Consider the following 25,284-nt stretch of genomic DNA (forward strand, 5'->3'; position numbering starts at 1 on the left):
GGCCAGACAACAGGAGAATCCCAATGAATCAGACAGTTCTTATTCTGGGCGCCAATGGAAGATTTGGCCGGAACGCAGCGACTCAGTTTGGCAAGGCAGGTTGGACGGTTCGGCGGTTTGACCGCAAGACGGACAACATTATGCAGGCCGCTCAGGGTGCGGATGTCATCGTGAACGCCTGGAACCCTGCTTACCCGGATTGGGCCAGACTGGTTCAGAAACTGCACGCACAGGTCATTGAGGCCGCCAGCGCCGCAGGTTCAACGGTTCTAATACCGGGCAATGTCTATGTCTTTGGGGCCGAAGCGTCCGGTCCGTGGTCCGGCGCGACGCCACACTTGGCGACCAATCCGCTGGGTCGGATCAGGGTCGAAATGGAGGAGTCTTATCGCGCCTCCAACGTGCGCACGATCATTCTGCGCGCGGGCGATTTCATCGACACTCGGGCCTCGGGTAACTGGTTTGACCAGATTCTGGTCAAGTCTTTACATCGCGGGCGGTTTGTCTATCCGGGGAACCCGGACATTCCTCATGCGTGGGCCTTTTTGCCGGATATTGCCCGCGCGGCGGTAATGCTCTGCGAACTGAGGGGAGAGTTGCCCCGGTTCGCGGATGTCCCGTTTGAAGGATACACTTTGACAGGCCATCAGATGGCCGACGCCTTGTCGAGGATTGCCCAGCAGGATGTAACGCTCAGGCCTATGAACTGGCTGCCCGTTCGTTTGTCCCGCCCGTTCTGGCGTCTGGCACCGCATTTGCTGGAGATGCGTTACCTCTGGGATACGCCGCATCAGTTGGATGGATCGTATTTTGCCGATCTGGTCAAAGAGTTCAGGCATACCGCTGTCGACGAGGCGCTCCGCCAGGCAATTCCCGCCGAGTTTTCAAGGCGCGAGGTCGACCCAGACCAGCCGGTGGCGGCTGGCGCCTGAGGCGGCCTGTCGCGCGTCACTACCCGCTTCGGGCCAGTGGACACCGGCATCGACAACGTCCCAGTCCTGCGAGGGCAGCACGTAGTCGACCCGCAACTCGCCCACGTTTCGCCAGGCAACGGTCGGGCCGCTGTCCGATAGCGGGTCCTGCAGCCGGGGGTCGGACAGCAAGCCTCGGATCGCCTGTTTCCGGCCTTCACCAAGCACTGGGTCCTGATTTGCGTCTCCGGAGATTACAAAACGGGTCTGGGGCGCTGGTCCGAACGCGCCCCCGAGGTAATGCGCCCACAATCGGATTTCGTCATGATTTCGCAACCCGTTCCTGTCTTCGTTGCCGTCAAAGACGGGCGGGCTGGCGTGAAAGGTCAGCACGTGAACCCGGCCTCCGGGCGCATCTATCGGAACCACCCAATGCGCGGTTGAAGACAACCGCTGTATCGACAGCGCTTCGCGTGACGGAAAGGTCTGCCCATCCTTTTCAGGGATTTGGGCGCCAGGCAGATCCCGCCACAACAGGGTTGAAAAATCCCGCACTTCTTCGGTGGCAATCGGAAAGCGGGACAGAACGGCCAGTCCGCCCTGACCGGTAAAGCGACCCCAGCCCTGAGCGTCGCCGGGACCGTAGAGCTTTCCGTCGCCGTCCAGATCAAGATCGGTTTCCTGTCCCGAATTGGGTTGCCCGGAAAAACTGTGGGGATAGTCGACCCCGGCCTGCTTCAGCCGGTCCAGTAGGGCGGTAAGCGCCAATCCGTCATGATCCCAGTCGATGCTTTGCAGTGTCAGAACGTCTGGTGAAACGGCTGCGATCACGGCAACGACGCTTTGAACCTGATCCTCCCCCCGCCGGATATCCCGCAGCATGAGGCCCGGACCATCCCGGCTGAGTTCCGTGTTGAAGGTTGCAATCCGCAGCGTTTCTGCCTGTGCCGAAAGCGGCAGCAGAAAAATCAGCAGAAAACGGATCATGCAGTCTGGGCAGCCTCGGACGTCGAATAGGCGCGGCGCTTTTCTACGATCAGCCCCGCGATCCGCAGCATGGCCATTCCGCGCATGATCATGCTGGCTGGAAGAAATGCCCAGGCGCTCATCGTCCAGATTATGGTTTGTGGGTTGCTGAGCGAGATCGGATTGACAAAATCGGTGGTCAGTTTGACCAGCGCAGGGATCACAAACGGAAGCAAGATGCCGACAGAGATGTTGAGGCGGCCATCGCGTTGCAGGCGTGTGACTACATCGCCACCTTTGGTCGGATCAAACAGCGGTAGATTGATCCAGACATTGAATGCGCCGTTTCCGGTCGGCCAACCACGCACACGTACCGCATACGCAAAGCTGGCCACTGTTACCAGTGCGGCAACATAAGCTATACCCGCCGCCATACGCACAAGATCAACCAAGGGCTGAGCGGCCTCCGGCGGCAGCATGAGCACCACTAGGCGTACCGGTGAATAGGGGAAATCCACTACGTTGGCGACCGCCATGCCAATGCCGTAGAACATTTCGGTCATCGGGGTAGGTGTATAGGCGTTTTTGCAGATCAGGGTCAGGAAGGTGACCATCGACATCAGGCCGACGAAACGCAGGCGGTTTACCGGCGGCGCGTCGCGAAATTCGATAAAGCTTGGGAAGGCTGAGTTGTATTCGGCAAAAGTCAGGATGAACGCGAGGATTGCCAGAAAGACAACAATCTCGGTCGCGTTTGACGTCGAAACTGGCAGGTATAACGCAGGTGTCAGCACAAGAAGTGCAACAAGCAATCCACGTAATGCCGCCCCTGTTGTGCGTGCTATCACTATCCGAACCCTTTCAAACCGGAGTGGCCGATTCTATGTCGGTCCCTAATCCAACTTGTGCCCGTCGTTTGTTATTTTGACGGGTGCCCCCACGAAGAACATTTGTGACTTCATTGGGCACTCAGCTCAAGCCAAGGGGCAGAAAACACGGTGTTTCGGGCAAAATGATGGCGAAACTGGTGCGGCTTTGCATCATTGTTGACGCAAATCCGGCGTGTATTACAAGGTAAGCTCTACATGTTGTGGTTGCCGGGGTTTCTACCCCTAAAATGAGAACGGGGCCGCCAAGGCGACCCCGTTAGGTTGCACAGGATGGAATCAGACCCAGGGCCGTGCCTGCGTTGCGTGCGATTCGAACGCGTCGATGTGGTGATCCTTTTCCATCGTCAGGCCGATGTCATCCAGACCGTTCAACAAACAGTGTTTGCGGTGTGCATCGACCTCGAACTTGATGACGACGCCATCTGAGGTAGTGATTTCCTGATCTTCCAGATGCACGGTCATGCGGGCGTTTTCGCCCTTGTGTGCATCGTCCATCAGGATCGCGTGATGCTCTTCTTCCACTACAATTGGCAGGATGCCGTTTTTGAAGCAGTTGTTGAAAAAGATGTCGGCAAAGCTGGTCGAGATCACAACCTTGATGCCGAAATCTTTGATCGCCCAGGGCGCGTGTTCACGCGACGAACCGCAGCCGAAATTGTCGCCCGCCACCAGAATTTCGGTGTTGCGATAGGCGGGTTTGTTCAGGACGAACTCTTCGTTTTCGCCACCATGATCATGATAGCGCATTTCATCAAACAGCACGACGCCAAGTCCGGACCGCTTGATTGTTTTCAGGTGGACCTTGGGGATGATCATATCGGTGTCGATATTGATCAAAGGCATTGGGGCGGCCACCCCGTGGATTTTTTCAAACTTTTCCATGTTCACACTCCTGCGGGAGAGGGCCGCGCCCATGCCCCGCGTTTAAGCTTCTTTCGCTTCTGTCGTTTCGTTAGGCGCGCTTTTGACAAAGAGCGCCATGAAGACCAATCCAAACCCGTTGAACAGCATCTCGATGCCCAGCAGGACTCCCAGCAACCGCAGCAGAACCGATGGTTCCGCGCTGGCATAAGACCAGAGGATACCCGCAAGGATGATCGACAAGATGCCCGAGATGAGCGTTGGCCAGTAGAACTGTGTTCCGCGCATCTGAAATGAGAGGAAAATCCGTGCGATGCCGCCTGCCATGAACAGGATCAACACCACAGTGGCCAACGTCAGCGTACCTTCCAGCGGATTGTCGAGGAACGACCATCCGAGAAACAGCATTACGGCACCCATGATGAAGGACAGGATTTTGTTGCCCGCACCTTCCACGGTAAACCCGCCAACGACCTGTAGGGCGCCGGATACCAGCAGCAATGCGCCTGCAACCAATGTCACGGCAATCGATGCCACATATGGGGCGCCCAGCACAACGATGCCGAACACAATCGACAAAAGCCCCAGAAGAAGCCATTTGACCCAGTCACTCATTTCAGTCTCTCCCTCAAAAATTCAACTATGAGGGCAGCTTACATCAATTCACGCACGTCTGTCAGCCGTCCTGTGATTGCCGCTGCGGCAGCCATCGCGGGGCTCAGCAGATGGGTACGTCCGCCTCGGCCCTGACGGCCTTCGAAGTTGCGGTTCGAGGTTGCGGCGCAGCGTTCGCCCGGTTGCAGCTGGTCGGGGTTCATTGCCAGGCACATCGAACATCCCGCCAGACGCCATTCGAACCCAGCCTCTTTGAAGATGTCTGCCAGACCCTCTTCTTCGGCCTGAGCACGAACCAGACCCGAACCGGGCACGACCATGGCGCGCATACCTTCCTTGATCTTCTTACCCTTCAGAATCTCGGCGGCGGCGCGCAGGTCTTCGATGCGGCCATTGGTGCACGAGCCGATAAAGACGGTATCGACCTCAACATCGCTGAGCTTTTGACCGGCCTTCAGCCCCATGTACTCGATTGAACGGCGGGCCGCGTCGACCTTGCCGCCTTCGAAATCTTCGGGGTTCGGTACGGTTGCTGTGATCGGCAGCACGTCCTCGGGGCTGGTACCCCATGTGACGACCGGAGCGATATCTTCGCCACGCAGGGTGACGACCTTGTCGAAATGTGCGCCTTCGTCGGTGAAAAGCGTTTTCCACCAGTCCATCGCAGCTTCCCACTGGGCACCTTTCGGCGCGTGTGGGCGGCCTTTGACATATTCGAACGTGGTCTCGTCCGGTGCGATCAGACCCGCGCGGGCGCCGCCCTCGATGGCCATGTTGCATACGGTCATGCGGCCTTCCATCGACAGATCACGGATCGCTTCGCCGCAATATTCGATGACATAGCCGGTGCCACCCGCGGTTCCGGTCTCGCCAATCACGGCCAGAGTGATGTCCTTGGCGGTCACACCCGGCTGCAGTTTGCCGGTGATTTCCACCTTCATGTTCTTGGACTTCTTCTGGATCAGAGTCTGAGTGGCCAGAACATGCTCAACTTCGGACGTTCCGATACCATGCGCCAGCGCACCAAACGCGCCGTGGGTGGCGGTGTGGCTGTCGCCGCAGACAACAGTCATGCCGGGCAGGGTCCAGCCCTGTTCCGGGCCGACGATGTGCACAATGCCCTGACGGACGTCGTGCACCGGATAGTAATGAATCCCGAAATCCTTGGCGTTCTTGTCCAACGCTTCGACCTGAATGCGCGATTCGGGATTTTCGATCCCGTTCACACGGTCCGGCGTGGTCGGAACGTTATGGTCCGGCACGGCAATGGTTTTTTCCGGCGCGCGTACCTTGCGGCCTGCCATGCGCAGCCCTTCAAAGGCTTGCGGGCTGGTCACCTCGTGCACCAGATGGCGGTCGATATAGAGCAGGCAGGTGCCATCATCGGCTTCGTGCGCGACGTGGGCATCCCAGATCTTGTCATAGAGCGTTTTGGGGGACATCGGTCCTCTCCCATATGTATTGAGAATAGCTGGCGATCGTTGGCTGGACGCCGCTTATAGGCGGGCCAGAACCGTGCGGGCAGCCCCAAAGAACCGCTCGCGCAGGCGCGTACGGTCTTGCAGGTCGATATTCGGGGCCGTATGGGGTCTCATGCTGCTTCACATAAAGGTGTGAAGTGAGTCTATCAAGGTCTTGTACCACCCATCGGTGCCTTTGGGGCACAATCGCGCGAGGCTGCCCTGTGCTTTCATTGAAATGTCACGGGGTGCTTGTTACCTTTGTAATACCCCGGCGCCGGGGATTTGCGGCGCGCAACCAAGGAGGACCATGTCCTGTCTCTACATACCCAGGCGGGTTTGCCCGCCGATGATCGGGCCAATGTGATGGCCCACTCTCAGTCAATCAGCGACAAGCTGCTTGAGCGCATCCTTTCCTCACTTTCCGATGACAAGGCCGAAGACGTCGTGCAGATCAACCTGCAGGGCAAGTCCTCGGTGGCGGATCACATGGTGATCGCATCGGGCCGGTCGACCCGTCAGGTCTCGGCCATGGCGGAAAAGCTGACGGATCGCATCAAGCAGGAATTCGGTTTCACCTCAAAGGTCGAAGGCAAGGATGCCGGCGATTGGGTGCTGATCGATACGGGCGACGTGATCGTCCATATCTTCCGTCCCGAAGTGCGTGAATTCTACCAGCTGGAAAAGATGTGGCTGCCTCAGGGCGGCAGCGCCTCGGCTAACTGAGGCGCCATCCCGGCCTGTATTGAAGGGCTGGAGGCGAGAGTAATATGCGTATCAGCATAGTTGCGGTCGGGCGATTGCGCGCCGGACCGGAGAAGACCCTGCTTGACGATTATCTGACCCGATTTGACCGGACCGGCCGTGGCTTGGGCCTTGGGCCTGCGCGCGTGATCGAGGTCGAGGACAAGAAAAACGCAGGCATGGGGGCCGAGGGTGCGTTGTTGCGCAAGGCGCTGCCCAAAGGCGCTGTGATCTGCACGTTGGACGAACGCGGGCGGGTGATGTCCTCACCCGATTTTGCCCAAAAGCTGGGCGGCTGGCGCGATGCGGGCCGGCAGGATCTGGGGCTGATCATTGGCGGAGCTGACGGAATAGACCCTAATCTGCGGGCAGAGGCCGATTTTTCCATTTCCTTTGGCTCGATGGTCTGGCCGCATATGCTGGTTCGTGTGATGCTGGCCGAACAACTTTATCGGGCAGCAACGATACTGTCGGGCGGCCCCTATCACCGGGTCTGACATGGCGCAGCTTTTGATCGTCTACCATTCGCGCACCGGCGGTGCCCGCCAGATGGCCGAAGCTGCGGCAGAGGCAGGGCGGGAAGAGGCAGAGGTGGTTCTGAAACCCGCCGATCTGGCCTGCCCCGAAGATTTGCTGAAAGCCGATGGTTACATCTTTTGCGCGCCCGAGAATCTGGCTGCAATTTCGGGTCTGATGAAAGAGTTTTTCGACCGCTGCTATTATCCAGTTCTGGGTCGCATCGAAGGGCGCCCCTATGCACAGATGATCTGCGCCGGGTCGGACGGTGAGAATGCCGCCCGTCAAACCGCACGGATTGCCACCGGCTGGCGGCTAAAAGAGGTGCAGCCCCCCCTGATCATCTGTACCCACGCGCAAACGCCCGATCAAATCCTTGCGGAAAAGGTCATCCCGGACGACCAGCTAGAACAATGCCGCGATATCGGGCTGGCTATGGCCGCCGGTCTGAGCATGGGGCTGTTCTGAGGATTTTCAGGGTAGGTCCACGACATAGGTGGCCTCGGCCCAGCCATCGACATTGCATCTGGCCTGAATCTGCACCTGTTTCATATCCGATGGAATAGAAACGCTGCCAAGGGATCGGGTGAACGGCTGTTCTTGTTCATGCGGGTGGTGAAGGACGCGCAGACCCAATTCATTGCCCTGCATATCCAGAACACGCCAGCCATCGGCATAGTGATCCCAACCGGTATCCGGATGGGAAACGGTGACGTCAAAGCGCCATGTGTTGCCAGAGCGTTGGGCGGCGACGTTTTCAATCACTGGCGAATCGGCGAATGCCGGTGAGGCCAGAAGGGCAAGTAAAGCAACGCATCTCATGCGGCGAGAATAGATGTGATTGTGATCCATTGCGTTCACGACTCCGTGTCAGGGGGCAGGGTCAGTAATACAGACCGCGAGTGTGAGGCGAATTCGCGCCGGTAGAGTACGCCAAATGTGACAAGCGTTCCAAGGATCAGGGCGATCGGACCAATGATCCAGGCCACAGACGCCAGCGCGAAATAGGTGGTTCGCAAGGCCCTGTTAAAGCTGCGTGCGGCGGTGACGCAGATTTCAGCGGCCTGCGCGGCGCGTGGATAGGCTTTGGCGTCTTCGGGGTCATTGGGCACCGCTGCCATCAGCACGGCGCAATATCCAAACAACCGGTGGGCCCAGACGTATTTGAGAAAGGCGTTGGACAGAAACAGCAGGACAACCAGTATTTTGATTTCCCAGACCAGCGCGGGCTCACTGCCGATTGCCAGATCGCTGGCCACGCCTGCAAGGCGCTCGGTATTGCCCAACAGTGCGATCCCGCCGCCGATTGCAATCATCGAGGTGGAGGCGAAGAATGTGCTGCCCTGACGCATGTTTCCAACAAGTTGCGCATCAAACATCCTCGGTTGCCGGGTCACCATTTCCTTCATCCACCCACGCCGGAAGTCGTCCATCATAGTGGCAACAGAGAGCTTTTGCGGTGAGGGATTTTCGATTTTCCAACCGATCAGTTGCCATGCAAGGATCAACAGAAGGATGGCCAGATAATCGAGAGGAGAGAACAAGAGTGCGCGGTCGATCCATGTCATGGGTGAGACACTAAGCCGTGCCGGATGAACTTGCCATATCTTGAAATTGGTAATATTATCTTACCAAAAGGGGATCAGCCATGCAAATGCCAAGCCCGGATCAGCGCGTACTGGCGCGCAAGGTCAGAATCCTTGCGCGATTGCTTCAGGTTCTGCCGCGGGATGCGGTGATCGATGACGAATCCGAAACCCGCGCTTACGAGTGCGACGCGCTAACCGCCTATAAATGCCCGCCAATGCTTGCGGTTCTTCCATCCTCGACGCGGGAAGTTTCCGAGGTTTTGCGCATTTGCCACGAAGAAGGTGTTCCGGTTGTTCCACGCGGCGCAGGTACATCGCTTGCCGGTGGCGCGCTTCCGACGGCGGACTGTGTCATTCTTGGCGTAGCACGGATGAACGACGTTCTTGAGGTCGACTATGACAACCGTTTTGTCCGCGTCCAATCAGGACGCACGAATCTGAGCGTTACCGGCGCGGTGGAAGAGGAAGAGTTCTTTTATGCACCTGACCCATCGTCCCAGCTGGCTTGTGCCATCGCCGGGAACATCGCGATGAACTCTGGCGGGGCGCATTGTCTGAAATATGGCGTAACGACCAACAACCTGCTTGGGGTCACGATGGTCATGATGGACGGAACCGTGGTCGAGATCGGCGGCGCACATTCGGATGCAGGTGGGCTGGATCTGCTGGGTGTTATTTGCGGCTCCGAGGGGCAACTGGGCGTGGTGACCGAAGCCACACTGCGCATTCTGCGTAAACCCGAAGGTGCCCGACCCGTTCTGATGGGGTTCGACGACAATCAGGTTGCGGGTCAATGCGTGTCTGACATCATAAAATCCGGTATCCTGCCAGTGGCGATCGAGTTCATGGACCGGCTGTGCATTCAGGCCTGCGAGAATTTCGCCCATGCGGGCTATCCAGATTGCGAGGCGCTGTTGATTGTCGAGGTCGAAGGGTCCGAGGCCGAAATTGACGGACAGCTAACGAAGATCATCGAAATTGCAAAACGGCATAATCCGGTTGAACTGCGCGAAAGCCAGTCGGCCGAGGAAAGCGCTAAAATCTGGCTGGGGCGCAAATCGGCTTTTGGTGCCATGGGCCAGATCAACGATTACATGTGTCTGGATGGAACCATCCCTGTCTCGTCCCTGCCAGCAGTGCTGAGGCGGATCAGCGAACTGAGCGAGGAGTATGGCCTGCCGGTGGGCAATGTATTCCACGCAGGGGATGGCAATATGCACCCCCTGATCCTGTTCGATGCCAACAAGCCGGGAGATCTTGAGAAATGTGAGGCATTCGGCGCGGACATTCTGAAACTTTGTGTCGACGTTGGCGGTTGCCTGACAGGTGAACACGGCGTTGGTGTCGAAAAGCGCGACCTAATGGAACATCAGTATTCACGTTCTGATCTCGAGGCACAGATGGCTGTCAAGGATGTGTTCGATCCGGCATGGCTGCTGAACCCCGCAAAGGTGTTTCCGCTGGACGCCTCGCAGGCGCGCAGGGTCGCGCGGGTGGCGGCAGAGTAATGACGGCCGACCTCCCTCGGCATCAAAAAAAGATGAGTTCACATGAGACCTGAAACAGAGGCTGAGCTGGCCGAATGTGTGGCCGCATTGAATGGGCCAGTGAGAATTGCGGGGGGTGGTACACGTGGTGTCGCCGGCTCCGAACCGGTGCTTTACGCGTCAGGCTTGCAGGGCGTCACGCTTTATGAGCCGGGTGCACTGACACTTGTTGCAAAGGCCGGGACACCAGTTGCTGAAATCAAGCGCGTATTGGATGCCGAAGGGCAACGGCTGGCGTTTGAACCGATGGATCATCGCGGACTGCTGGGAACGGTCGGTGAACCGACAATCGGTGGTGTGGTTGCCGCCAACGTGTCGGGCCCGCGCCGGGTTCAGGCGGGCGCGTGTCGCGACTTTCTGTTGGGGGTGCGATACGTCGATGGACGTGGGCAGGTCATACGGAACGGTGGCCGGGTGATGAAGAATGTCACCGGTTACGATCTGGCCAGACTGATGGCCGGTTCCTGGGGCACTTTGGGTGTCTTGACCGAAGTTTCCCTGAAGGTCCTGCCGAAAGCCCAGACCGAAGCAACGCTAGCAGTGCAGGTCCCCGATGCCGAAGCCGCAATCAAGGCCATGACCGCTGGGCTGACCTCACCTTTTGAGGTCAGCGGTGCTGCGTACGACCCTCAGAAAGGGCAAACCCTGTTGCGCGTCGAAGGTTTTGCTGACTCGGTAGAATATCGCACCGCCAGACTACGGGACATTCTGGGCACCTTCGGTGCAGTCGACGTTGTGGGAGAGTCCGGGCCGGTCTGGGCGGATATTCGCGACGTTCAGCCATTCGGCGACAGGCAAGGCGATGTTTGGCGCCTGTCGGTCAAACCAACCGAGGCTGCGGCGATTGCCAGCCGGGCCGATGCCGACGGTATGCTTTACGACTGGGGCGGTGGCCTGATCTGGGTGCTGGTGCCCGACGGGACGGATTTGCGGGGGCGCCTTGGGGCTTTTGACGGGCATGCCACCCTGATCCGGGCCAATGACGAGACTTTTAAATCCTTGGGAAGGTTTCAGCCCGAGCCTGTCGCGGTTGCGGCCCTGACCAGTGGCTTGCGCAAAGAGTTTGACCCGCGTGGTATCTTTAATCCAGAGCTGATGGGGTAGGCCGATGCAGACGACGTTTACCGAAGAGCAACTGAAAGACCCGGCCATCCAAAGGTCCAACGAGATTTTGCGGAATTGCGTTCATTGTGGGTTTTGTACAGCGACCTGCCCAACCTATCAGGTTCTGGGGGATGAACTGGATAGCCCCCGAGGGCGTATCTACCTGATCAAGGACATGCTGGAGAATGAACGGGTGCCGGATGAAAAGACGGTCAGGCACATCGATCGCTGTCTGTCCTGTTTGGCCTGCATGACCACCTGTCCGTCCGGAGTGCATTACATGCATCTGGTTGACCACGCGCGCGAGTACATTGAAGCCAATTACAAGCGTCCGTTTTCGGACCGCATGTTGCGCTGGGTGCTGGCCAGAATTCTGCCTTATCCGATGCGGTTTCGCTGGGCCTTGTTGGGGGCCAAAATCGGCCAGCCGTTCCGCTTTCTGATGCCGGATGCGCGATTGCGTGCGATGCTCGACATGGCTCCAAAACGTATCCCGCCCGTCAGCCGAAATGATGACCCGCAGACATTTCCAGCCAGTGTCCCACGTATCAGGCGCGTGGCTTTGATGACTGGATGTGCGCAAAAGGCGCTGAATACGGACATCAACGATGCCACGATACGGTTGCTGACCCGGCTGGGATGCGAAGTTGTCATCGCTGAAGGCGCTGGGTGCTGTGGGGCGTTGACCCATCACATGGGACAGACAGACGCCAGCCACGCGGCGGCGGCAAATAACATTCGCGCTTGGGTGAAGGAAATGGACCGGGACGGATTGGATGCCATCGTCATCAATACGTCCGGCTGCGGGACAACCGTAAAAGATTACGGCCATATGTTCCGCGAAGATACCTTGGCTTCAGATGCCAAACGTGTTGCCGATATCGCGATGGATGTCAGTGAATTGCTGAAGCATCTGGATATTCCCGAAGGTCCGGCAAAGGGGCTGAAAGTTGCTTATCACGCCGCCTGTTCACTGCAACACGGGCAAAAGATTACGGCAGCGCCGAAGGACCTTCTGAAACGGGTTGGCTTTTCCGTTGTGGAACCTGCTGACAGTCACCTGTGCTGCGGCAGCGCAGGAACTTACAACCTGATGCAGCCCGAGATATCCGCAAAGCTCAAGACGCGTAAAGTTCGGGCGCTGGAGGCAAAAACACCTGATGTCATCGCGGCGGGGAACATTGGCTGCATGATGCAGATCGGGTCTGGCACAGACGTACCGATTTTACACACCGTCGAATTGCTGGACTGGGCAACCGGTGGGCCTGTTCCTCCGGTCTTGACGGGTGCAGAGGCTGGCATTCCTGTCCTTAAGCCGCGGGAACGGTCCGACTGATGCAGCAGGGCACCAGTGGTGAGTTGAAAGCCTTAATCCGGGTCTGCCCTATTTTCGCCGCAGCGCCTTCGTAAGAAACTCTGTCGGGAGCGGTCGTCGGAGGCATTCTTGCGCGGGACTATCAAGGCCATCTTGCTGTGCCTAACGCCAATGGCGGTCATGGCGCAGGATACAGGGCTGAAAAGCCTTGAAACGACCGAGGCCGGGCGGGACTGGATGGCCGTCGGACGTCTGGACATCAACGGAACCGGATTTTGCACCGGTGCATTGATTTCACCAACTCTTGTGCTGACGGCCGCGCATTGTCTGTTTGACAAGACGACCCGCCAGCGCATCGACCCGACAAGTATCGAATTTCTGGCAGGCTGGCGTCGCGGCAGTGCGTCTGCCTATCGGGCGGCACGCCAGGCCGTTGTTCACCCGAATTATCGCTATGATGAAAAGGCCTCGGCTGATCGGGTGCGCCACGATGTGGCCCTGATCGAACTGTGGCAGCCGATCCGCAACACAACCGTCACCCCTTTTGAAACCGGGTACCGCCCGATCCGGGGTGAAGATGTGGGTGTGGTGTCCTATGCCCACAATCGGGCCGAGGCCCCGTCTTTGCAGGAGGTTTGTTCCGTCATTGCGCGGCAGTCGGGAATTCTGGTGATGTCCTGCGATATCGACTTCGGGTCATCCGGTGCGCCGGTTTTCTCATTCGAGGGTGAACAGCCGCGCATCGTGTCTGTCGTGTCGGCCAAGGCTGAGCTTGAGGGAAAGCATGTGGCGCTGGGCGCCGCGTTGGAGGAATCGCTTGAGCTGCTACAGGCGGAAATTTTCGCCGGGCGCGGTTTTGGATCATCGGAAACGGGCGTCAACCGGATAACTGTCGGCGGCGCACGGAAAAACATAGGGGCGAGGTTCGTCAAACCATGATCCGTCTGCCTCTTTTGGGTACGCTGCTTGCTCTTTTGTTTGCGACCGTGGCCGACGCCCAGAATAGCGGCATACGACGGTTGACTGACCGGGACGATCTGTACGGCTGGGAAGCGGTCGGGCGGCTTGATATTGCCAAAACAGGGTTTTGCACGGGAACGCTGATCGCACCCGATCTGGTTCTGACCGCAGCCCACTGTGCCTTGGATAAGCGGACCGGGCGGCCATACCCTTCGGGCCATGTCACGTTCCGGGCAGGGCTGAGCGACGGAAAATCCCTGGCGGACCGTAAGGTTATTCAGATCGCCGCACATCCGGATTTTGTGGCTAATGCGCCGGTCTCAGCGGACAGGGTCAAGATCGACGTCGCCCTTATGCGGCTGGATCAGCCGATCCCCTATTCGGTGGCCGACCCGTTTGCCCTGCATAGTGGCCGGGTTTTCAACGCCGAGGTCAGCCTCGCATCCTATGGTCGCGGCCGGGAAGAGGCGATATCGCGACAACGTTCCTGCAGCATCCTGTGGCGGGAACGCGGGCTGATGTCGTTTGATTGCAACGTGACCTTTGGGTCTTCGGGGTCGGCGATTCTGGCAAGGTCCGGGCCGCGCTGGCAAATCCTGTCGGTGGTTTCAGCCGGTGGAAATGACGGCAGCAGGGCCGTTGGATATGGTATGGAGCTGTCCGGTATCGTGTCTGACCTCAAAGCCATATTGCGCCGCGACGCCCCGCAGCCAAAGGCCACAATCCGCCGGTTGCAGGCCGGTACGGACAAATCCAGTTCAGGTGCGAAATTCATCAGCTCTGGCGGGTCTTGAACTCACCTTCTTTGCTACCCATGTGAACTGTATCGGATCGCCGCTGACGGGGTCCGGTATCATTCACCGCCCGTCCGTATCGGAGGGCACATATCGTAAATCGCTCTGAACATGAGGATAACGACACATGCGTAGTTTTGACTTTGCACCCCTGCACCGCGCCACGGTTGGTTTCGACCAGATTGCCGACATGATGGACCGCGTTCTGACCAATGACGTATCTCAACCCAGCTATCCGCCGTACAACATCGAAAAAACCGATGTAGACGCCTATCGGATTTCGATCGCCGTTGCCGGTTTCTCCGAAGCGGATCTGACGGTTGAGGTGAAAGAAAACTCTCTTGTCGTCGCGGGCAAGAAAGCCACCGAAGACAAGGACCGCTCCTATCTGCATCGCGGCATAGCCACCCGCGCGTTCGAGCGTCGCTTTGCACTGGCCGATCATGTTCGCGTCACCGGCGCAAGCCATGAAAATGGCATGCTGCACATCGATCTGAAGCGAGAAGTGCCCGAAGCGCTGAAACCGCGCCGGATCGAGATTACTTCGGCTAAGGCCATCGAAAAAGATGTGGTCGACGCCAAGGCTGTGAACTGAGGTTTGCCCGAGGCTGTGACAAGACAGCCCCGAAAGACCCAGCTGCGATAATCTTTCCCTCCCTCGGTTATCGCAACGCCCCGCGTTCCTCCAGACGCGGGGCGAAGTCTGTCAGGACTTTGCCAGTGCTCGTTCGACGGTTTGGGCAAAACTGTCCAATGCACCTTCGTAGCGGCCAAAGGTCAGATGCGTGTTCGCACCCGAGGCAAGTCCCGCCTGAATCCCTTCGCCAATCGCAAAATCCTCGGCAAGCGTGATGCGGGTGATTTTTTGGTTTTGAGCCCAGTGCGTATCAAGATCCGGCCCGGCATCTGCGGGAACAACAGTGCTGATGCGCAGCTTTGATCGACCGGCGGATAGGGGTTCCAGATTGATCCATGCGATATGGTCCTGCTGCACCAACAGCTGATTTGCCGGAAAGACCGTGTAAAGAAGGTTGGTGTGCTTGCGGATATCCCATTGGTCTTTGGGCACATCGCGCAGATCAGGCATTGTTGCACGAGGCAGAACTGATCGCATGTGCTGTCCGAACATCTGATAGCTTGACAGATTGTCCTGAAAATACGGCCCGATGGTATCGGCATGCGCGACCTTGAAGTGATAGGCCTCGATCCCGCCTTCTACCAGAATCTTCCAATTGGTATTCGATGTGATTTCGTCGGACTGAGCGACGCGCATGTTCTCCATGTTCAGCCACGCCAGATCAGGGGCGATTTCTGCTACGAAACCGTCAAAGTCGAATTCTCCGTCGACTTGAGGCAAAACCCAAATCCAGCCGAAACGCTCCCACGCCGGTAGCCGCTTCAGCCCCATCTTCGTCTTGTCGATATCCGGAAAGCCCTGCCGACCATGGGGGATACCGCGCAATTGGCCGGAATTCGTGAATGTCCATGCATGGTAGGGGCAGGAAAACAGGTGTTTGCACCCGCTTTTTTCTTCGACCAGTCGTGCGCCACGGTGTCGGCAGACGTTGAGAAACGCGTGAACTTCGCCGTCTTTGTCGCGGGTCAACAGCGCAGGCAGGCCGGCAATTTCCCTTCGCATAAAAGATCCCGGTTCTGGCAACTCGCTGGAATGAATCACGATCTGGGGATGGGCGCGAAATACAGCCTGCATCTCGCGTTGGAAATGCGCCTCGTCCAGATAGTGAGCGACGTCCGATGTTGTAACAGTTTCATCCAGATAGGCTGTTTGGCTGGCGTCCAGATCCAGCAGCTCGCTGATTAGCGCCAGTTCGGTTTCCCGTTGCATATTGCGTCTCCACCTGCTGCGTGCTTACCGATTGGTAAGTAACTTGCTTACCAATCGGTAAGCTGTCAAGACTTGCCGTGTGCCCGAGCAAATCCCGGAGCGGAAAATGGCCCAGACCCAAGATCAGATCATCACCGTCGCAACTCGGCTTTTCGCAGAGCGGGGGTTTTATGGTGTGAGCCTCGCCAATATCGCAGATGACCTGAACCTGACCAAACAGGCGCTGATTCATCACTTCGGAACCAAAGAGAAACTGTACGGCGCGGTGCTGCAGCGAATATCGGAACGTTTCATGAAGTCAGTGCAACGGGCGGGTGACACTGCAGGAGCCCCCGAAGACCGCCTGAGAACCTTCTTTGACAGATTTTTGGCCCACGCGCTGGCTCATCCCGGCGACACCCGCCTGATATTGCGGGAACTTCTGGATAACAGGCATAGGGCGGATCAGGTCGAAAAATGGTACCTGAAACCGTTCCTTGAGGTGCTGATTTCGAATGTCCGGGAAACGCGGAAATGGGCTGGCGCACCTGATGCACAGGCGTTGGCGGTCGCCTATCAGTTCTTTGGATCAATCAGCTATTTTGCGGTTTCGCAACCGACACTTTCCAGCATGTTCAGTGAAGAATTTTATCTGCAGCTGAAAGAACAATATGTCCGCGAATTCACCAAAGTCCTGTGCCTGACCTTTGAAAATCCGGCTGATACTAACTGAAGTAGTGCCGCCGCTGCAAAAGAACGGCGGCACCAGCTGATCAGACAGACATGCAGACGTATTTCATTTCAAGATAGTCTTCCATGCCGTGATGGCTGCCTTCGCGGCCAAGTCCGGATTGTTTGACGCCACCAAACGGGCCCAGCTCGGTCGAGATGATACCTGTATTCACGCCAACAATGCCGTATTCAAGCGCTTCGGCCACCTTGTAAACGCGGCTCAGGTCCTTGGCATAGAAATACGAGGCCAGACCAAAGATCGTATCATTGGCCATGGCGATCACGTCATCCTCATCCTCGAATTTGAACAGCGGGGCGAGCGGGCCAAAGGTTTCATCCTGTGCGACCATCATGTCCTGGGTTACGCCTGTCACGATCGTCGGCTGGAAGAAGGTGCCGCCCAAGTCATGCGGCAGACCGCCGGTCAGAATGGCGCCACCCTTGGATGTAACGTCCTCGATATGTTCCTGCACCTTGGCAACCGCTTCGTCGTTGATTAGCGGGCCGGTTGTGGTGCCTTCGGCCAGACCGTCGCCGATTTTCAGCGCCTCGACGGCAGCCTTCAGCTTGGCGGCAAATGCGTCATAAACACCGGCCTGTACATAGATCCGGTTGGCGCAGACGCAGGTCTGGCCGTTGTTGCGGAACTTGCACAGCATCGCGCCTTCGACAGCTGCATCCAGATCGGCGTCGTCGAATACGATGAACGGCGCGTTGCCGCCCAGCTCCATCGAGCATTTCATGACCTGATCGGCAGCCTGTTTCAACAGAATGCGTCCCACCTCGGTCGAACCGGTAAAGGTCAGCTTGCGCACGCCCGGGTTTTCGCAGAACTCTTTGCCAATCTCGCTGGCGCGGGACGAGGGCACCACATTGAACACACCCGCCGGAACACCTGCCTCGTGCGCCAGCACGGCCATGACCAACGCCGACAGAGGCGTTTCCTTGGCCGGGCGGGCGACAAAGGCACAACCGGCAGCCAGTGCAGGCGCGGCCTTGCGGGTGATCATCGCATTGGGGAAGTTCCACGGGGTGATCGAGGCCGCAACCCCAATCGGCTGCTTCAGCACCATGATCCGCTTGTCGCGCTGGTGGCCGGGGATGGTTTCGCCATAGATGCGTTTGGCTTCTTCACCGAAGAATTCGATGAACGAGGCGCCATAGCCAATCTCACCCACGGCTTCGGCCAATGGCTTGCCCTGCTCGGCGGTCAGGATCTTGCCCAGATCCTCGGCGTTTTCCATCATCAGGTCGTACCAGCGGCGCAGGATCACCGCGCGTTCCTTGCCGGTCAGTTTGGCCCATTCTTTTTGCGCCGCCTCAGCCTGCGCAATCGCACCCGCGACCTGCGCCCGGCTGACATCGGCCACTTCGGCCACCACGTCGCCACGTGCGGGGTTGGTTACCTCGAATGTGCCATTGTCGCCATCCACCCACTGACCGCCAATATAGGCCTTGGTTGCCAACAGGTCAGGGTTTTTCAGGATCGATTTCAGATCGGTTGTTGCGTCCAGCATGATAAGCCTCCGGCGGAAATTGGATTGCGCGCACCCAAGCAGGTGGAGACGCAATTGTCTATGGCCACTCTGGATGTGGAATCACTCCAGACTTAATCAAAATACAATTAACATGTTAAATTAATCAAGCGCTCAAACTTAAAGACCCACCAACATGCGTTCCCGTCTATCTTTTTGTCGATGAGTTTGCCAATCTTCGCGGGAATTGTAGGCCCGAGGGGATGTAAATGACCGTAACATTCCCTATCTTATTGGGTAAATAAAGAAAATAGGGATAGAAAAGATGGCGAACCAGCAATTTGACGCGTTGATTCAGGAAACTCAGGCCAAAGTGCGTGAGAGTCAGTCGCAGATCGAAGGGCTGACCTCGCGGATTGAAGCGGCGCGTGCCAAGATCGGTACCGCCGAGGCGGATATCGACATCGAAAACGCCACGCTCGAGGATGTGCATGCCCATACCGAGGTGATGAACGCCAATATCGCCGAGCTGATCATGGGCCTGGACGACGTCACCAACGCTTTTTCCAAGGATTTCGACGAGATGCGTTCGAAAACCGGATGGGAATCGTTTGTCGGCATCTTTTCCAAGGGCAAGTCCGAGTCGCTGCGGCAGGAACGGATGCGCACAGCAAATATCGACGACAAGCTGCAGGATCTGATCGCCAAATCGGATGTGATCGTGAAGCTATTGGAAGGTCAGTTGTCCGTTCTGGAAGAGCAGCGCGTGAAGGTTGAGGACAACCTGACCGCCACGCTGGATGACCGCGAAGCAACCGTGGCCGAGCTGGAGGCGTTGCGCACCGAGATTCAGGGCATGGACCCGACAATCATCACGCTGGAAAACAAGATCAGCGTCGAACAGGATGCCGCCGCGCGGACGCAGCTGGAAACCGAACTGGCCGAGCTGAACAAGCAGTACAACGCCAAGGTTCAGGAAGAGCAGGTCAAGCTGGCCAAGTCGCAAACGCTGGAGCGCTATATCGAAAAGGGCAAGACCTGGGTCGATTCACTGCAGAACCAGGCGGCGACGCAGATGGTGCTGATCAACAAGCTGCAGACAGACACCCAGCAGCGTGTGGTCCTGTATGACGCCCTGACCAAATCGCTGAAAACGGCGCAGCAGCAGGACGTTGCGCACCGCATCAACGAGATCGGCGTGCAGACGGACCAAGAGGCGCAAACTGCCATGGCCGCCATCGGTACCGCCACCAACCAGAAGATGGCCGACATGCTTGAGGCGCATGAAGACCACATGGTCTTTGCCCGCGATGTGCTGGAGAAAAAGGCCAAGGCTGATGAACGGTTTAACCGCCGGTTCGCGTCGATTGTCCAGAAGCATGATAAGAACTTGTATGGGGGTTGAGCTATTTGCGCTACTCAACACGTGATGTCCTGAACACTATTCCCTTGTTGTTACTAACCGCATTTTTAATAACGTTTGTCGTGGGTTTAACCTCGGGAATTTCAAATCTGAGTGCTTTTGCGGTTTGGGCCATGGTCGCCCTTTCTTTGTATATGTCGATCTTCTTAAACCTGAAAATGGAAGGCTTTGTAGATCCTGATCGCCGAATGAGCTTTATGGAAGCAATCCAATCAAGGCGTTTTTGGCGTACGTTCCTGAAAAAATATGCATGGTTGTTCATTGTCATGATGTGGGGGATGTCGCACCTTACTGATTGGGGGCTTTCGGTTACTGCCATAATTGGTCTTTACCTGTTCGCATTCCATCGACAGATAGAAGACTGCAGAATGCGACTAGAACGCCTAGACATTCCCAATGACTAACCCCACCCAAGACCATGTCGGCCTGACTGACACCTTTGCCTCGCGCCGCTATTTCCGCAAATTCGAGGTGATCACAGTCCACCTGTTGCGCGTGGCCGCGACGATGGAGGCTGAGGGTGCGATCTCTAAGCAGGAGGTGCGGATCATTTCGCGCTATCTCTCGGGGTTGCTCTACACCTTCCGCGCGCTTTCGATGAAATACTTGCTGGTCGGGCGCGATACGGGGAGGTTCTTTGGTAGCCTCGCCATGGACAAGCGCGACAGCGGCTTTCCGGTGGCGGCTGAGCTGCTGACCATGGCTAATGACGCGCAGCAGGCGCAGGTGCATCTGGCGAACATGCCCTCGGAAGACGACCTGAAAACCGACATGGTTCGCACCATAATTGGTGATCAGGAAATCCCCACCAAACTGCAATTCGCGCTGTCCCAAAGGCTCTACTACGAGGAATTGCTGAAAGGGCAGCTTTTCTGGGCTCGCAACGATCCCGAATGCCATTGGATCGGGAACGATGGCGAGCGGCGTAAATTCCTGATCCATTGGGCGGTGTATGACAGCCAGATCAATCTGCCCGTGATTTATCTGATGCGGCTTGAGGACAGCGGCAAAACTGCGTTGCCCAAGGATCAGCGCCGCTGGCCAGAGGTACAGGCGCATCTGATGGCGCAAGCGCTGGGTGGGTTGAAGCTGGTGACCATCGCCAAAGGTTTCGATCAGGATTTCGACGACCTGCACCCCAAACACCTGCGCCGCATCCATGTGGGGCCGATGTATTCCTCGGCCTATACCGAGCAATCCGGCCCTTTGCGGCGGGTGTTGGAAGATGCGCAGGCACCCGAAGGGCAGGACTGGGCGCTAGCCTGGACCACTGAGGAGTTGGAAAGCGAAGAGGTGATCGAAGAACGCGCCGGGTGGTTTTCCACCGTCGAGCGTGAGGTATTTGCCCTTGACCCCTTCGGCGGGCAGGGGGCCGAAACCGGGGCCACGCGCACGCAGCGGTCGATCATCCTGCCTCAACGTCCGTTTCAGGTGCTGGCCGAACGTAACCCACCGGGTTTTGCCGATGTGAACAAGTTCGTCGTCAGCAAGACGGGGCAGGTGTTGCGATATTGAAATTTTCGCCCCCTTTCGGACCCTGAAAGGGTCCTGCCGGGCAGCGGGACGACCGTAATTTGAACGAGAAGAAGCAGGGTTGAGCAAATGAGTTTGACGTCAGATCAGATGGAACTGCGCGAGGCGGATATCCTCAAACATTATCCGGCGGCGACCGCTTTGCTGAACGGGTTCGAACATGCGCCCCGGATTGCCAAGGCTGTTCAGGCGTCGACTACGCGGTCTCCGGGGGTATCGACCGGGCGGCGGTTTCGGTCCACCACGCCGGGTCTGGTGACCCGACGCACAGTGCGCGCCGACGGGGTGCATCTGGTCGAGCGGATAGAGGCGTCAGATGATGGCGATACGCTGGTCTCTCCTCCGCAGGCGACTGTGCAGCAGGCGATCCGGCGCGCCATTGCAATCGCTTTGGCCGTGGCCGAGGCCTATGCGGAACAGACCCCGTTGGCCGATCTGAAGCGCGCGAACCTCGCCGGGGATTTGCCAACCGCCCGTAAGACGGAATTCTCGGAACTGTTGACGGCTGAGGCTCTGATCACTTCCCATACGTTCGGCAACGCGCTGGCCTATTTGATGTCCTCTCATCTGGGCGAAACCACGGTTGATATTGGCGAGATCGAAGAGGTTCTGACCGATAACGGCCAACTCGCACTGCACGGCGCGCTGTGGGAACTGGACCAGACCCTTGCCAAACACGCCCCCGACGATGCCCACCTTATCGCGGCTGCCAGCGCCTATGCCGAGCAACTGTTGGAAAAGGTCGCTCTGCGCGCCCAGTCCGCTGGCCAATTGGCCCCATTCCAGAACGCCGCTTGGCACATCGAGGCGGATGATCTGACGATCCGGGGGTTCGAACCAGCCTCCAAGGCCAAATCCACCACTCTGACCATGACGTTCAAGAAACCGAACGAGGTGGTGGGCAACCATATCGCCAAGTATCAGGCGATGAAGCTGGCCAAGATGCTGATGGCCTATGACTTTGACCGCCGCCTGAACCCGTTTGCCGAGCTTGGCGGGTTCATCTTTACCTTCATGGGTGACGGCAAACCGGGCACCGGTAAGACCACTCTGATCCAGATGATGGCCGGGCTGATCAACGACTATTGCCAGAACGCGGGCTATCCGTTCCGCTATCAGAACCTGAGCACCGACAATATCGACAGTTATCAGGGTAAATCCGGTCAGAACGCCAAGGCATTTATCAACACGATCATCGATCCCTCGGTCATCGGTTTCGGCACCATCGACGATATTGACCAACTGGCGGGTAAACGCGGCGACCGGCAGTCCTCGGCCGGGCAACTGGAAATCACTGCTGTACTGATGGAGAGCTTTGCAGGCGCCAACACCGTCGTGCGCGGCAATTGCACCTTTGGCATGTTCTCGAACTACCCTGAGAATGTGGACGACGCCCTGCGCCAGCGGGCGGGCGCGCGGTTTCTGGTGGACGGACCGCAGACGCGCGAGGATTACATCGACATCCTGCACCTGCTGATGGGCCGCAACCACGATATCCCGCTGGGCGTGCACGAGGCTTATGCCGCGCAGGAGATCAAAAAGGCCGTCACCGCCAGTTTCGAAAGTCACTCCCGCCCGCATGAGGATGCTTTGTTGCAGGTCTATGACCGCGTTTCAGACGATATCGGCCAGATGGACACGATCGCCAAACTGGGCACCTACCTCAAGGCGATCCAACAGGCGGACGAGCGTTTCACCGGCCGTGCGATCAAGAACATCACCGATGCGGTCAAGGTCCGCGCGATGGATTTCGAACTGCCTGACGAGTGGATGGAAAACCCCGACCTGTTCCTGTTCCGCGATTACGACACCAAGAAGGCCATGATCGAGGACCTGCGCCAACCGATCACGGTGGAAATGGTGGTGCAGGAGATCAACCGCTACGCCGACAGCGAATTCCGCTATGCCGACAAGAGCGACGAGGTCGCCATCGAAAACGCCGTCCGCGAGATGGGCCGGATGGAAGAGGCCAAGCGGCGGTATCTGGAGGGAAAGGGTGCGTAAGCAATGATCACAATGGTCGCAATAATTGCAACTGTTGGTGCCTCAAGTTTTGCGTTGGGTTGGTATTCGTCACCTAGGCTGGTTCCATTCGCGGCTACTGTTATATTTGCACCATTCATCGGAGGGCTAATTGCTCCGATGGCTTTGACCGAGGCGTGGGGCATTCTGTCTTCTGGCCAATTCGGTGCGGGCAGCGGCTACTTTCTGGTCTATTTGGTCAGTCTGATTAAGTTTCCGTGACTCCTTCTTTGCACAATATTGCTCTCATCCGGGATGTGTCTGTTTGCGTTACATGTGCGCCAATCTCTAGATTCCTCTCTGTCAAATGAGGATACGACTCAGTCTCGAACTAAGGAGCAAAAAAAGCTCATGAATGAAGCAACTTTAGAAACGGATCACAAGCGGGAATGACACAATGATCCGCCTCATCGAAAAAGGCCTGATGTTCGGCAACCTCGTCTACATCTCCAGCCCGGCCCTGGTCGAGCGGTATAACCGCGCGCTGCAGCATCTGGCGGGCAAAACCACTGCGCTGACCGATTTCCATGTCGATATTTCAGGCTATTCGCCGGAGGTGGGGATTGAGCTGGAGGATGAACTCTACCTCAACCCCAACGGGGTCAACCGGCAGTTCATTCTGCTGACGACCGAGCAGAAACGCGCGCCATTGCTGAACGTCAAATTCTCGACCTCGCGCGATATCCTGCGCGACTTCATCGAGATGAACGAAGCGCAGCTGTTCGCCCTGACTGCCACCGATGCGGTAGCCGGTGAGTTGGTGAACTCTGTCATCAAACTCAGCACGCCGCGCGATCTGCTGAACCTGCGCAAGATCGAGATCGAGGCCGACACCGCGGGCGGCACCCTGCGCAAGGCTCAGCAACTGGCGGGTATGGTCGAACGCTTCAAGTCCGAAGAGGACGCCTGGTTCGACGATGTGCTGATTGCAAAGATGATCGAAACCGCGAAGGAAACCGGCGACGTGACGCGCAATCCGGTCCGTCTGGGCCATACCGCGTTTGAACAGCGCAACTTCTGGACGGCGCATTTCGGCGGCCTGTACCTGTTCCCGGATATGGATCACCCGGCGGTGATCTGCATGGGTGACAAACCCGACGATCTGCCAATTAAATATGTCTTTGACCTGTCTCAGCGAAACCAGATCGCAAAGTTCATGGGCTACAACGATCTGGTTGAACCCATCGTCAAGGCGCGCGGTGTTGATGCCGCTGCGATCCTGCAGCAAAAGATGGACTTTCTGACAATCGACGCTGCGGCGGATGCAGGAGTTGATCTGACAGGGCTGGATCGCGGCGACATGCGGCGGCTGGCCCGCAATCACGCCGATCGTCTGCCCGAGGCTTATCACGGTCTGGCGCAACTGTTGCGCTGGGCCAAGGATGGCGGACCGTGGCCGCGCATCACTTCGGATCATTCGGCATACTTCTATACGTTGCGCGCCGCCGATACGCCGAACCGCGATCTGGTGAACATGCTGCTGGCAGAACTTGCGCCTCTGGACCCGCGCCAGATGTTCATCTGCCATAAAGAGCTGTTTTACGGCACTTACGCCACATGGCCAAACGCCAAGAAAGCCTATGTTGCCGACTTCCTCGCGCGCGAGTATCAGGTGGACAAGGCAGGCGCCCGTGCCGCACTGTTCGGGCATGAACCCGACATGAGCGGTGAGGACCAGATAAGTGAAACGATGATTTCGCGTGTCGGGCCGTGGGGTGCCGTTAGGAGTAACTGAATGTTCGTCGCACTGCGATTTCTTATCCCTCTGCTGATCGTTCTGACGATCATCTATGTCGCGGTGTCGCTCTATTCCCGTTGGGTTCGTCGCGGAAAGCTGATTGCGCATTGGGAGAAAAAGGGCATGACGGGCGATCGGGATGCCTTTGTTGAACGCGGATTGAAGAAATACGACAATTCCTTTCGCCGCAAGCTGATCCTAGGGGTCTATATCGTGCCATTGGGGCTGATCGCGATCCTGATCTATGTCACTAATTTCATGTAA

At 57.5% G+C, this 25,284-nt stretch carries 28 protein-coding genes; 18 read left to right on the forward strand and 10 right to left on the reverse strand.

Features of this window, described 5'->3' with window-relative positions:
• The first annotated feature begins 23 nt into the window (after positions 1–23).
• Positions 24–932: a Rossmann-fold NAD(P)-binding domain-containing protein gene (locus tag ACR0NA_RS09475; protein ID WP_480728328.1), complete on the forward strand. Its 909-nt coding sequence runs from the start codon at positions 24–26 to the stop codon at positions 930–932.
• On the opposite strand, the gene ACR0NA_RS09480 is transcribed toward ACR0NA_RS09475, so the two are convergent.
• The 6 genes from ACR0NA_RS09480 to ACR0NA_RS09505 all read right to left on the reverse strand — a co-directional run bounded on the left by ACR0NA_RS09480 (position 885) and on the right by ACR0NA_RS09505 (position 5,838).
• Positions 885–1,898: an endonuclease/exonuclease/phosphatase family protein gene (locus tag ACR0NA_RS09480; RefSeq protein WP_480728330.1), complete on the reverse strand. Its 1,014-nt coding sequence runs from the start codon at positions 1,896–1,898 to the stop codon at positions 885–887. The two genes, ACR0NA_RS09475 and ACR0NA_RS09480, sit on opposite strands and share 48 nt — an antisense overlap.
• Entirely contained in the window at positions 1,895–2,725 is an 831-nt protein-coding gene (locus ACR0NA_RS09485; RefSeq protein ID WP_170653703.1) for a hypothetical protein, read from the reverse strand. Before ACR0NA_RS09485 ends, ACR0NA_RS09480 begins: the two co-directional genes overlap by 4 nt.
• 318 nt (positions 2,726–3,043) lie before the next feature.
• Entirely contained in the window at positions 3,044–3,649 is a 606-nt protein-coding gene (gene leuD / locus ACR0NA_RS09490) for a 3-isopropylmalate dehydratase small subunit (RefSeq protein ID WP_170653705.1), read from the reverse strand.
• Between the two features lie 42 nt (positions 3,650–3,691).
• Positions 3,692–4,243 carry a DUF308 domain-containing protein gene (locus ACR0NA_RS09495; RefSeq protein WP_170653707.1) on the reverse strand — a complete coding sequence of 184 codons (552 nt, stop codon included), beginning with the start codon at positions 4,241–4,243 and terminating at the stop codon, positions 3,692–3,694.
• Positions 4,244–4,281: 38 nt separating this feature from the next.
• Positions 4,282–5,685: a 3-isopropylmalate dehydratase large subunit gene (gene leuC / locus ACR0NA_RS09500; protein WP_170653709.1), complete on the reverse strand. Its 1,404-nt coding sequence runs from the start codon at positions 5,683–5,685 to the stop codon at positions 4,282–4,284.
• Between the two features lie 54 nt (positions 5,686–5,739).
• Positions 5,740–5,838 (reverse strand): isopropylmalate isomerase, encoded by a 99-nt coding sequence (locus tag ACR0NA_RS09505; RefSeq protein WP_170653711.1) that lies wholly within the window; start codon positions 5,836–5,838, stop codon positions 5,740–5,742.
• A 231-nt stretch (positions 5,839–6,069) separates the two neighbouring features.
• Between ACR0NA_RS09505 and rsfS the strand changes: the two genes are divergently transcribed.
• From rsfS to ACR0NA_RS09520, 3 genes are read left to right on the forward strand one after another with little or no spacing between them, the layout of a single operon-like run.
• Positions 6,070–6,429: a ribosome silencing factor gene (rsfS, locus tag ACR0NA_RS09510; protein WP_058276550.1), complete on the forward strand. Its 360-nt coding sequence runs from the start codon at positions 6,070–6,072 to the stop codon at positions 6,427–6,429.
• Between the two features lie 44 nt (positions 6,430–6,473).
• Entirely contained in the window at positions 6,474–6,944 is a 471-nt protein-coding gene (rlmH, locus tag ACR0NA_RS09515; protein ID WP_480728333.1) for a 23S rRNA (pseudouridine(1915)-N(3))-methyltransferase RlmH, read from the forward strand.
• Between the two features lies 1 nt (position 6,945).
• Positions 6,946–7,431, forward strand: a complete 486-nt coding sequence (locus ACR0NA_RS09520; protein WP_480728336.1) for a flavodoxin family protein — start codon at positions 6,946–6,948, stop codon at positions 7,429–7,431.
• Between the two features lie 6 nt (positions 7,432–7,437).
• Here the strand turns inward: ACR0NA_RS09520 and ACR0NA_RS09525 are convergent, their stop codons facing one another.
• Together ACR0NA_RS09525 and ACR0NA_RS09530 are read right to left on the reverse strand one after the other, a co-directional pair.
• A complete protein-coding gene (locus tag ACR0NA_RS09525) occupies positions 7,438–7,785 on the reverse strand; it encodes a hypothetical protein (protein ID WP_480728338.1) in 348 nt (115 codons plus the stop codon).
• A gap of 35 nt (positions 7,786–7,820) precedes the next feature.
• Positions 7,821–8,531, reverse strand: coding sequence for a DUF599 domain-containing protein (locus tag ACR0NA_RS09530; protein WP_480450777.1), 711 nt, complete (start codon positions 8,529–8,531; stop codon positions 7,821–7,823).
• 80 nt (positions 8,532–8,611) lie between these two features.
• On the opposite strand from ACR0NA_RS09530, the gene ACR0NA_RS09535 reads away from it, so the two are divergent.
• The 6 genes from ACR0NA_RS09535 to ACR0NA_RS09560 all read left to right on the forward strand — a co-directional run bounded on the left by ACR0NA_RS09535 (position 8,612) and on the right by ACR0NA_RS09560 (position 14,867).
• Positions 8,612–10,060, forward strand: coding sequence for an FAD-linked oxidase C-terminal domain-containing protein (locus tag ACR0NA_RS09535; protein ID WP_480728340.1), 1,449 nt, complete (start codon positions 8,612–8,614; stop codon positions 10,058–10,060).
• A 42-nt stretch (positions 10,061–10,102) separates the two neighbouring features.
• Positions 10,103–11,203: an FAD-binding protein gene (locus ACR0NA_RS09540; RefSeq protein ID WP_480728343.1), complete on the forward strand. Its 1,101-nt coding sequence runs from the start codon at positions 10,103–10,105 to the stop codon at positions 11,201–11,203.
• Between the two features lie 4 nt (positions 11,204–11,207).
• On the forward strand, positions 11,208–12,539 hold the full coding sequence (glcF, locus tag ACR0NA_RS09545) for a glycolate oxidase subunit GlcF (RefSeq protein WP_480728347.1): 1,332 nt from the start codon (positions 11,208–11,210) through the stop codon (positions 12,537–12,539).
• Between the two features lie 108 nt (positions 12,540–12,647).
• On the forward strand, positions 12,648–13,457 hold the full coding sequence (locus ACR0NA_RS09550) for a trypsin-like serine peptidase (protein WP_480728349.1): 810 nt from the start codon (positions 12,648–12,650) through the stop codon (positions 13,455–13,457).
• Positions 13,454–14,272 carry a trypsin-like serine peptidase gene (locus ACR0NA_RS09555; RefSeq protein WP_480728353.1) on the forward strand — a complete coding sequence of 273 codons (819 nt, stop codon included), beginning with the start codon at positions 13,454–13,456 and terminating at the stop codon, positions 14,270–14,272. Before ACR0NA_RS09550 ends, ACR0NA_RS09555 begins: the two co-directional genes overlap by 4 nt.
• A 127-nt stretch (positions 14,273–14,399) precedes the next feature.
• A complete protein-coding gene (locus ACR0NA_RS09560) occupies positions 14,400–14,867 on the forward strand; it encodes an Hsp20 family protein (protein WP_170653729.1) in 468 nt (155 codons plus the stop codon).
• A 111-nt stretch (positions 14,868–14,978) separates the two neighbouring features.
• Here ACR0NA_RS09560 and ACR0NA_RS09565 read toward each other — a convergent pair whose 3' ends face one another.
• A complete protein-coding gene (locus ACR0NA_RS09565; protein WP_480728356.1) occupies positions 14,979–16,118 on the reverse strand; it encodes an aromatic ring-hydroxylating oxygenase subunit alpha in 1,140 nt (379 codons plus the stop codon).
• A 106-nt stretch (positions 16,119–16,224) separates the two neighbouring features.
• On the opposite strand from ACR0NA_RS09565, the gene ACR0NA_RS09570 reads away from it, so the two are divergent.
• A complete protein-coding gene (locus tag ACR0NA_RS09570) occupies positions 16,225–16,830 on the forward strand; it encodes a TetR/AcrR family transcriptional regulator (protein ID WP_480728358.1) in 606 nt (201 codons plus the stop codon).
• Between the two features lie 40 nt (positions 16,831–16,870).
• Here ACR0NA_RS09570 and ACR0NA_RS09575 read toward each other — a convergent pair whose 3' ends face one another.
• The gene (locus ACR0NA_RS09575) at positions 16,871–18,346 is read right to left on the reverse strand and encodes an NAD-dependent succinate-semialdehyde dehydrogenase (protein ID WP_480728359.1); all 1,476 of its coding nucleotides are present in this window, start codon (positions 18,344–18,346) and stop codon (positions 16,871–16,873) included.
• A gap of 283 nt (positions 18,347–18,629) precedes the next feature.
• Between ACR0NA_RS09575 and ACR0NA_RS09580 the strand changes: the two genes are divergently transcribed.
• The 7 genes from ACR0NA_RS09580 (at position 18,630) to ACR0NA_RS09610 (ending at position 25,284) form a co-directional block, all read left to right on the forward strand.
• Positions 18,630–19,709 carry a hypothetical protein gene (locus tag ACR0NA_RS09580; RefSeq protein ID WP_480728361.1) on the forward strand — a complete coding sequence of 360 codons (1,080 nt, stop codon included), beginning with the start codon at positions 18,630–18,632 and terminating at the stop codon, positions 19,707–19,709.
• Complete coding sequence (locus ACR0NA_RS09585; protein WP_480728364.1) at positions 19,706–20,131, forward strand: hypothetical protein; 426 nt, start codon at positions 19,706–19,708, stop codon at positions 20,129–20,131. The genes ACR0NA_RS09580 and ACR0NA_RS09585 overlap by 4 nt, the downstream gene beginning before the upstream one ends.
• A complete protein-coding gene (locus tag ACR0NA_RS09590; RefSeq protein ID WP_480728366.1) occupies positions 20,124–21,242 on the forward strand; it encodes a hypothetical protein in 1,119 nt (372 codons plus the stop codon). The genes ACR0NA_RS09585 and ACR0NA_RS09590 overlap by 8 nt, the downstream gene beginning before the upstream one ends.
• Positions 21,243–21,329: 87 nt before the next feature.
• On the forward strand, positions 21,330–23,264 hold the full coding sequence (locus ACR0NA_RS09595) for an AAA family ATPase (RefSeq protein WP_480728370.1): 1,935 nt from the start codon (positions 21,330–21,332) through the stop codon (positions 23,262–23,264).
• A 3-nt stretch (positions 23,265–23,267) separates the two neighbouring features.
• On the forward strand, positions 23,268–23,504 hold the full coding sequence (locus tag ACR0NA_RS09600; protein ID WP_480728373.1) for a hypothetical protein: 237 nt from the start codon (positions 23,268–23,270) through the stop codon (positions 23,502–23,504).
• Between the two features lie 175 nt (positions 23,505–23,679).
• Positions 23,680–25,017 (forward strand): DUF6638 family protein, encoded by a 1,338-nt coding sequence (locus ACR0NA_RS09605; RefSeq protein ID WP_480728378.1) that lies wholly within the window; start codon positions 23,680–23,682, stop codon positions 25,015–25,017.
• Positions 25,018–25,284: a hypothetical protein gene (locus ACR0NA_RS09610; protein ID WP_170653747.1), complete on the forward strand. Its 267-nt coding sequence runs from the start codon at positions 25,018–25,020 to the stop codon at positions 25,282–25,284.

Source organism: Ruegeria sp. C11, from assembly GCF_056537725.1.

What these genes read in the sequence shown, in the direction of transcription:
- leuD (WP_170653705.1), bottom strand. Translation starts at nt 3,649, where the DNA reads ATGGAAAAGTTTGAAAAAATCCACGGGGTGGCCGCCCCAATGCCTTTG.
- ACR0NA_RS09505 (WP_170653711.1), bottom strand. Translation starts at nt 5,838, where the DNA reads ATGAGACCCCATACGGCCCCGAATATCGACCTGCAAGACCGTACGCGC.
- ACR0NA_RS09495 (WP_170653707.1), bottom strand. Translation starts at nt 4,243, where the DNA reads ATGAGTGACTGGGTCAAATGGCTTCTTCTGGGGCTTTTGTCGATTGTG.
- glcF (WP_480728347.1), top strand. Translation starts at nt 11,208, where the DNA reads ATGCAGACGACGTTTACCGAAGAGCAACTGAAAGACCCGGCCATCCAA.
- ACR0NA_RS09565 (WP_480728356.1), bottom strand. Translation starts at nt 16,118, where the DNA reads ATGCAACGGGAAACCGAACTGGCGCTAATCAGCGAGCTGCTGGATCTG.
- ACR0NA_RS09480 (WP_480728330.1), bottom strand. Translation starts at nt 1,898, where the DNA reads ATGATCCGTTTTCTGCTGATTTTTCTGCTGCCGCTTTCGGCACAGGCA.
- ACR0NA_RS09525 (WP_480728338.1), bottom strand. Translation starts at nt 7,785, where the DNA reads ATGAGATGCGTTGCTTTACTTGCCCTTCTGGCCTCACCGGCATTCGCC.
- rsfS (WP_058276550.1), top strand. Translation starts at nt 6,070, where the DNA reads ATGGCCCACTCTCAGTCAATCAGCGACAAGCTGCTTGAGCGCATCCTT.
- ACR0NA_RS09575 (WP_480728359.1), bottom strand. Translation starts at nt 18,346, where the DNA reads ATGCTGGACGCAACAACCGATCTGAAATCGATCCTGAAAAACCCTGAC.
- ACR0NA_RS09610 (WP_170653747.1), top strand. Translation starts at nt 25,018, where the DNA reads ATGTTCGTCGCACTGCGATTTCTTATCCCTCTGCTGATCGTTCTGACG.
- ACR0NA_RS09555 (WP_480728353.1), top strand. Translation starts at nt 13,454, where the DNA reads ATGATCCGTCTGCCTCTTTTGGGTACGCTGCTTGCTCTTTTGTTTGCG.
- ACR0NA_RS09535 (WP_480728340.1), top strand. Translation starts at nt 8,612, where the DNA reads ATGCAAATGCCAAGCCCGGATCAGCGCGTACTGGCGCGCAAGGTCAGA.
- ACR0NA_RS09570 (WP_480728358.1), top strand. Translation starts at nt 16,225, where the DNA reads ATGGCCCAGACCCAAGATCAGATCATCACCGTCGCAACTCGGCTTTTC.
- ACR0NA_RS09595 (WP_480728370.1), top strand. Translation starts at nt 21,330, where the DNA reads ATGAGTTTGACGTCAGATCAGATGGAACTGCGCGAGGCGGATATCCTC.
- rlmH (WP_480728333.1), top strand. Translation starts at nt 6,474, where the DNA reads ATGCGTATCAGCATAGTTGCGGTCGGGCGATTGCGCGCCGGACCGGAG.
- ACR0NA_RS09520 (WP_480728336.1), top strand. Translation starts at nt 6,946, where the DNA reads ATGGCGCAGCTTTTGATCGTCTACCATTCGCGCACCGGCGGTGCCCGC.
- ACR0NA_RS09600 (WP_480728373.1), top strand. Translation starts at nt 23,268, where the DNA reads ATGATCACAATGGTCGCAATAATTGCAACTGTTGGTGCCTCAAGTTTT.
- ACR0NA_RS09475 (WP_480728328.1), top strand. Translation starts at nt 24, where the DNA reads ATGAATCAGACAGTTCTTATTCTGGGCGCCAATGGAAGATTTGGCCGG.
- ACR0NA_RS09580 (WP_480728361.1), top strand. Translation starts at nt 18,630, where the DNA reads ATGGCGAACCAGCAATTTGACGCGTTGATTCAGGAAACTCAGGCCAAA.
- ACR0NA_RS09590 (WP_480728366.1), top strand. Translation starts at nt 20,124, where the DNA reads ATGACTAACCCCACCCAAGACCATGTCGGCCTGACTGACACCTTTGCC.
- leuC (WP_170653709.1), bottom strand. Translation starts at nt 5,685, where the DNA reads ATGTCCCCCAAAACGCTCTATGACAAGATCTGGGATGCCCACGTCGCG.
- ACR0NA_RS09540 (WP_480728343.1), top strand. Translation starts at nt 10,103, where the DNA reads ATGAGACCTGAAACAGAGGCTGAGCTGGCCGAATGTGTGGCCGCATTG.
- ACR0NA_RS09560 (WP_170653729.1), top strand. Translation starts at nt 14,400, where the DNA reads ATGCGTAGTTTTGACTTTGCACCCCTGCACCGCGCCACGGTTGGTTTC.
- ACR0NA_RS09530 (WP_480450777.1), bottom strand. Translation starts at nt 8,531, where the DNA reads ATGACATGGATCGACCGCGCACTCTTGTTCTCTCCTCTCGATTATCTG.
- ACR0NA_RS09605 (WP_480728378.1), top strand. Translation starts at nt 23,680, where the DNA reads ATGATCCGCCTCATCGAAAAAGGCCTGATGTTCGGCAACCTCGTCTAC.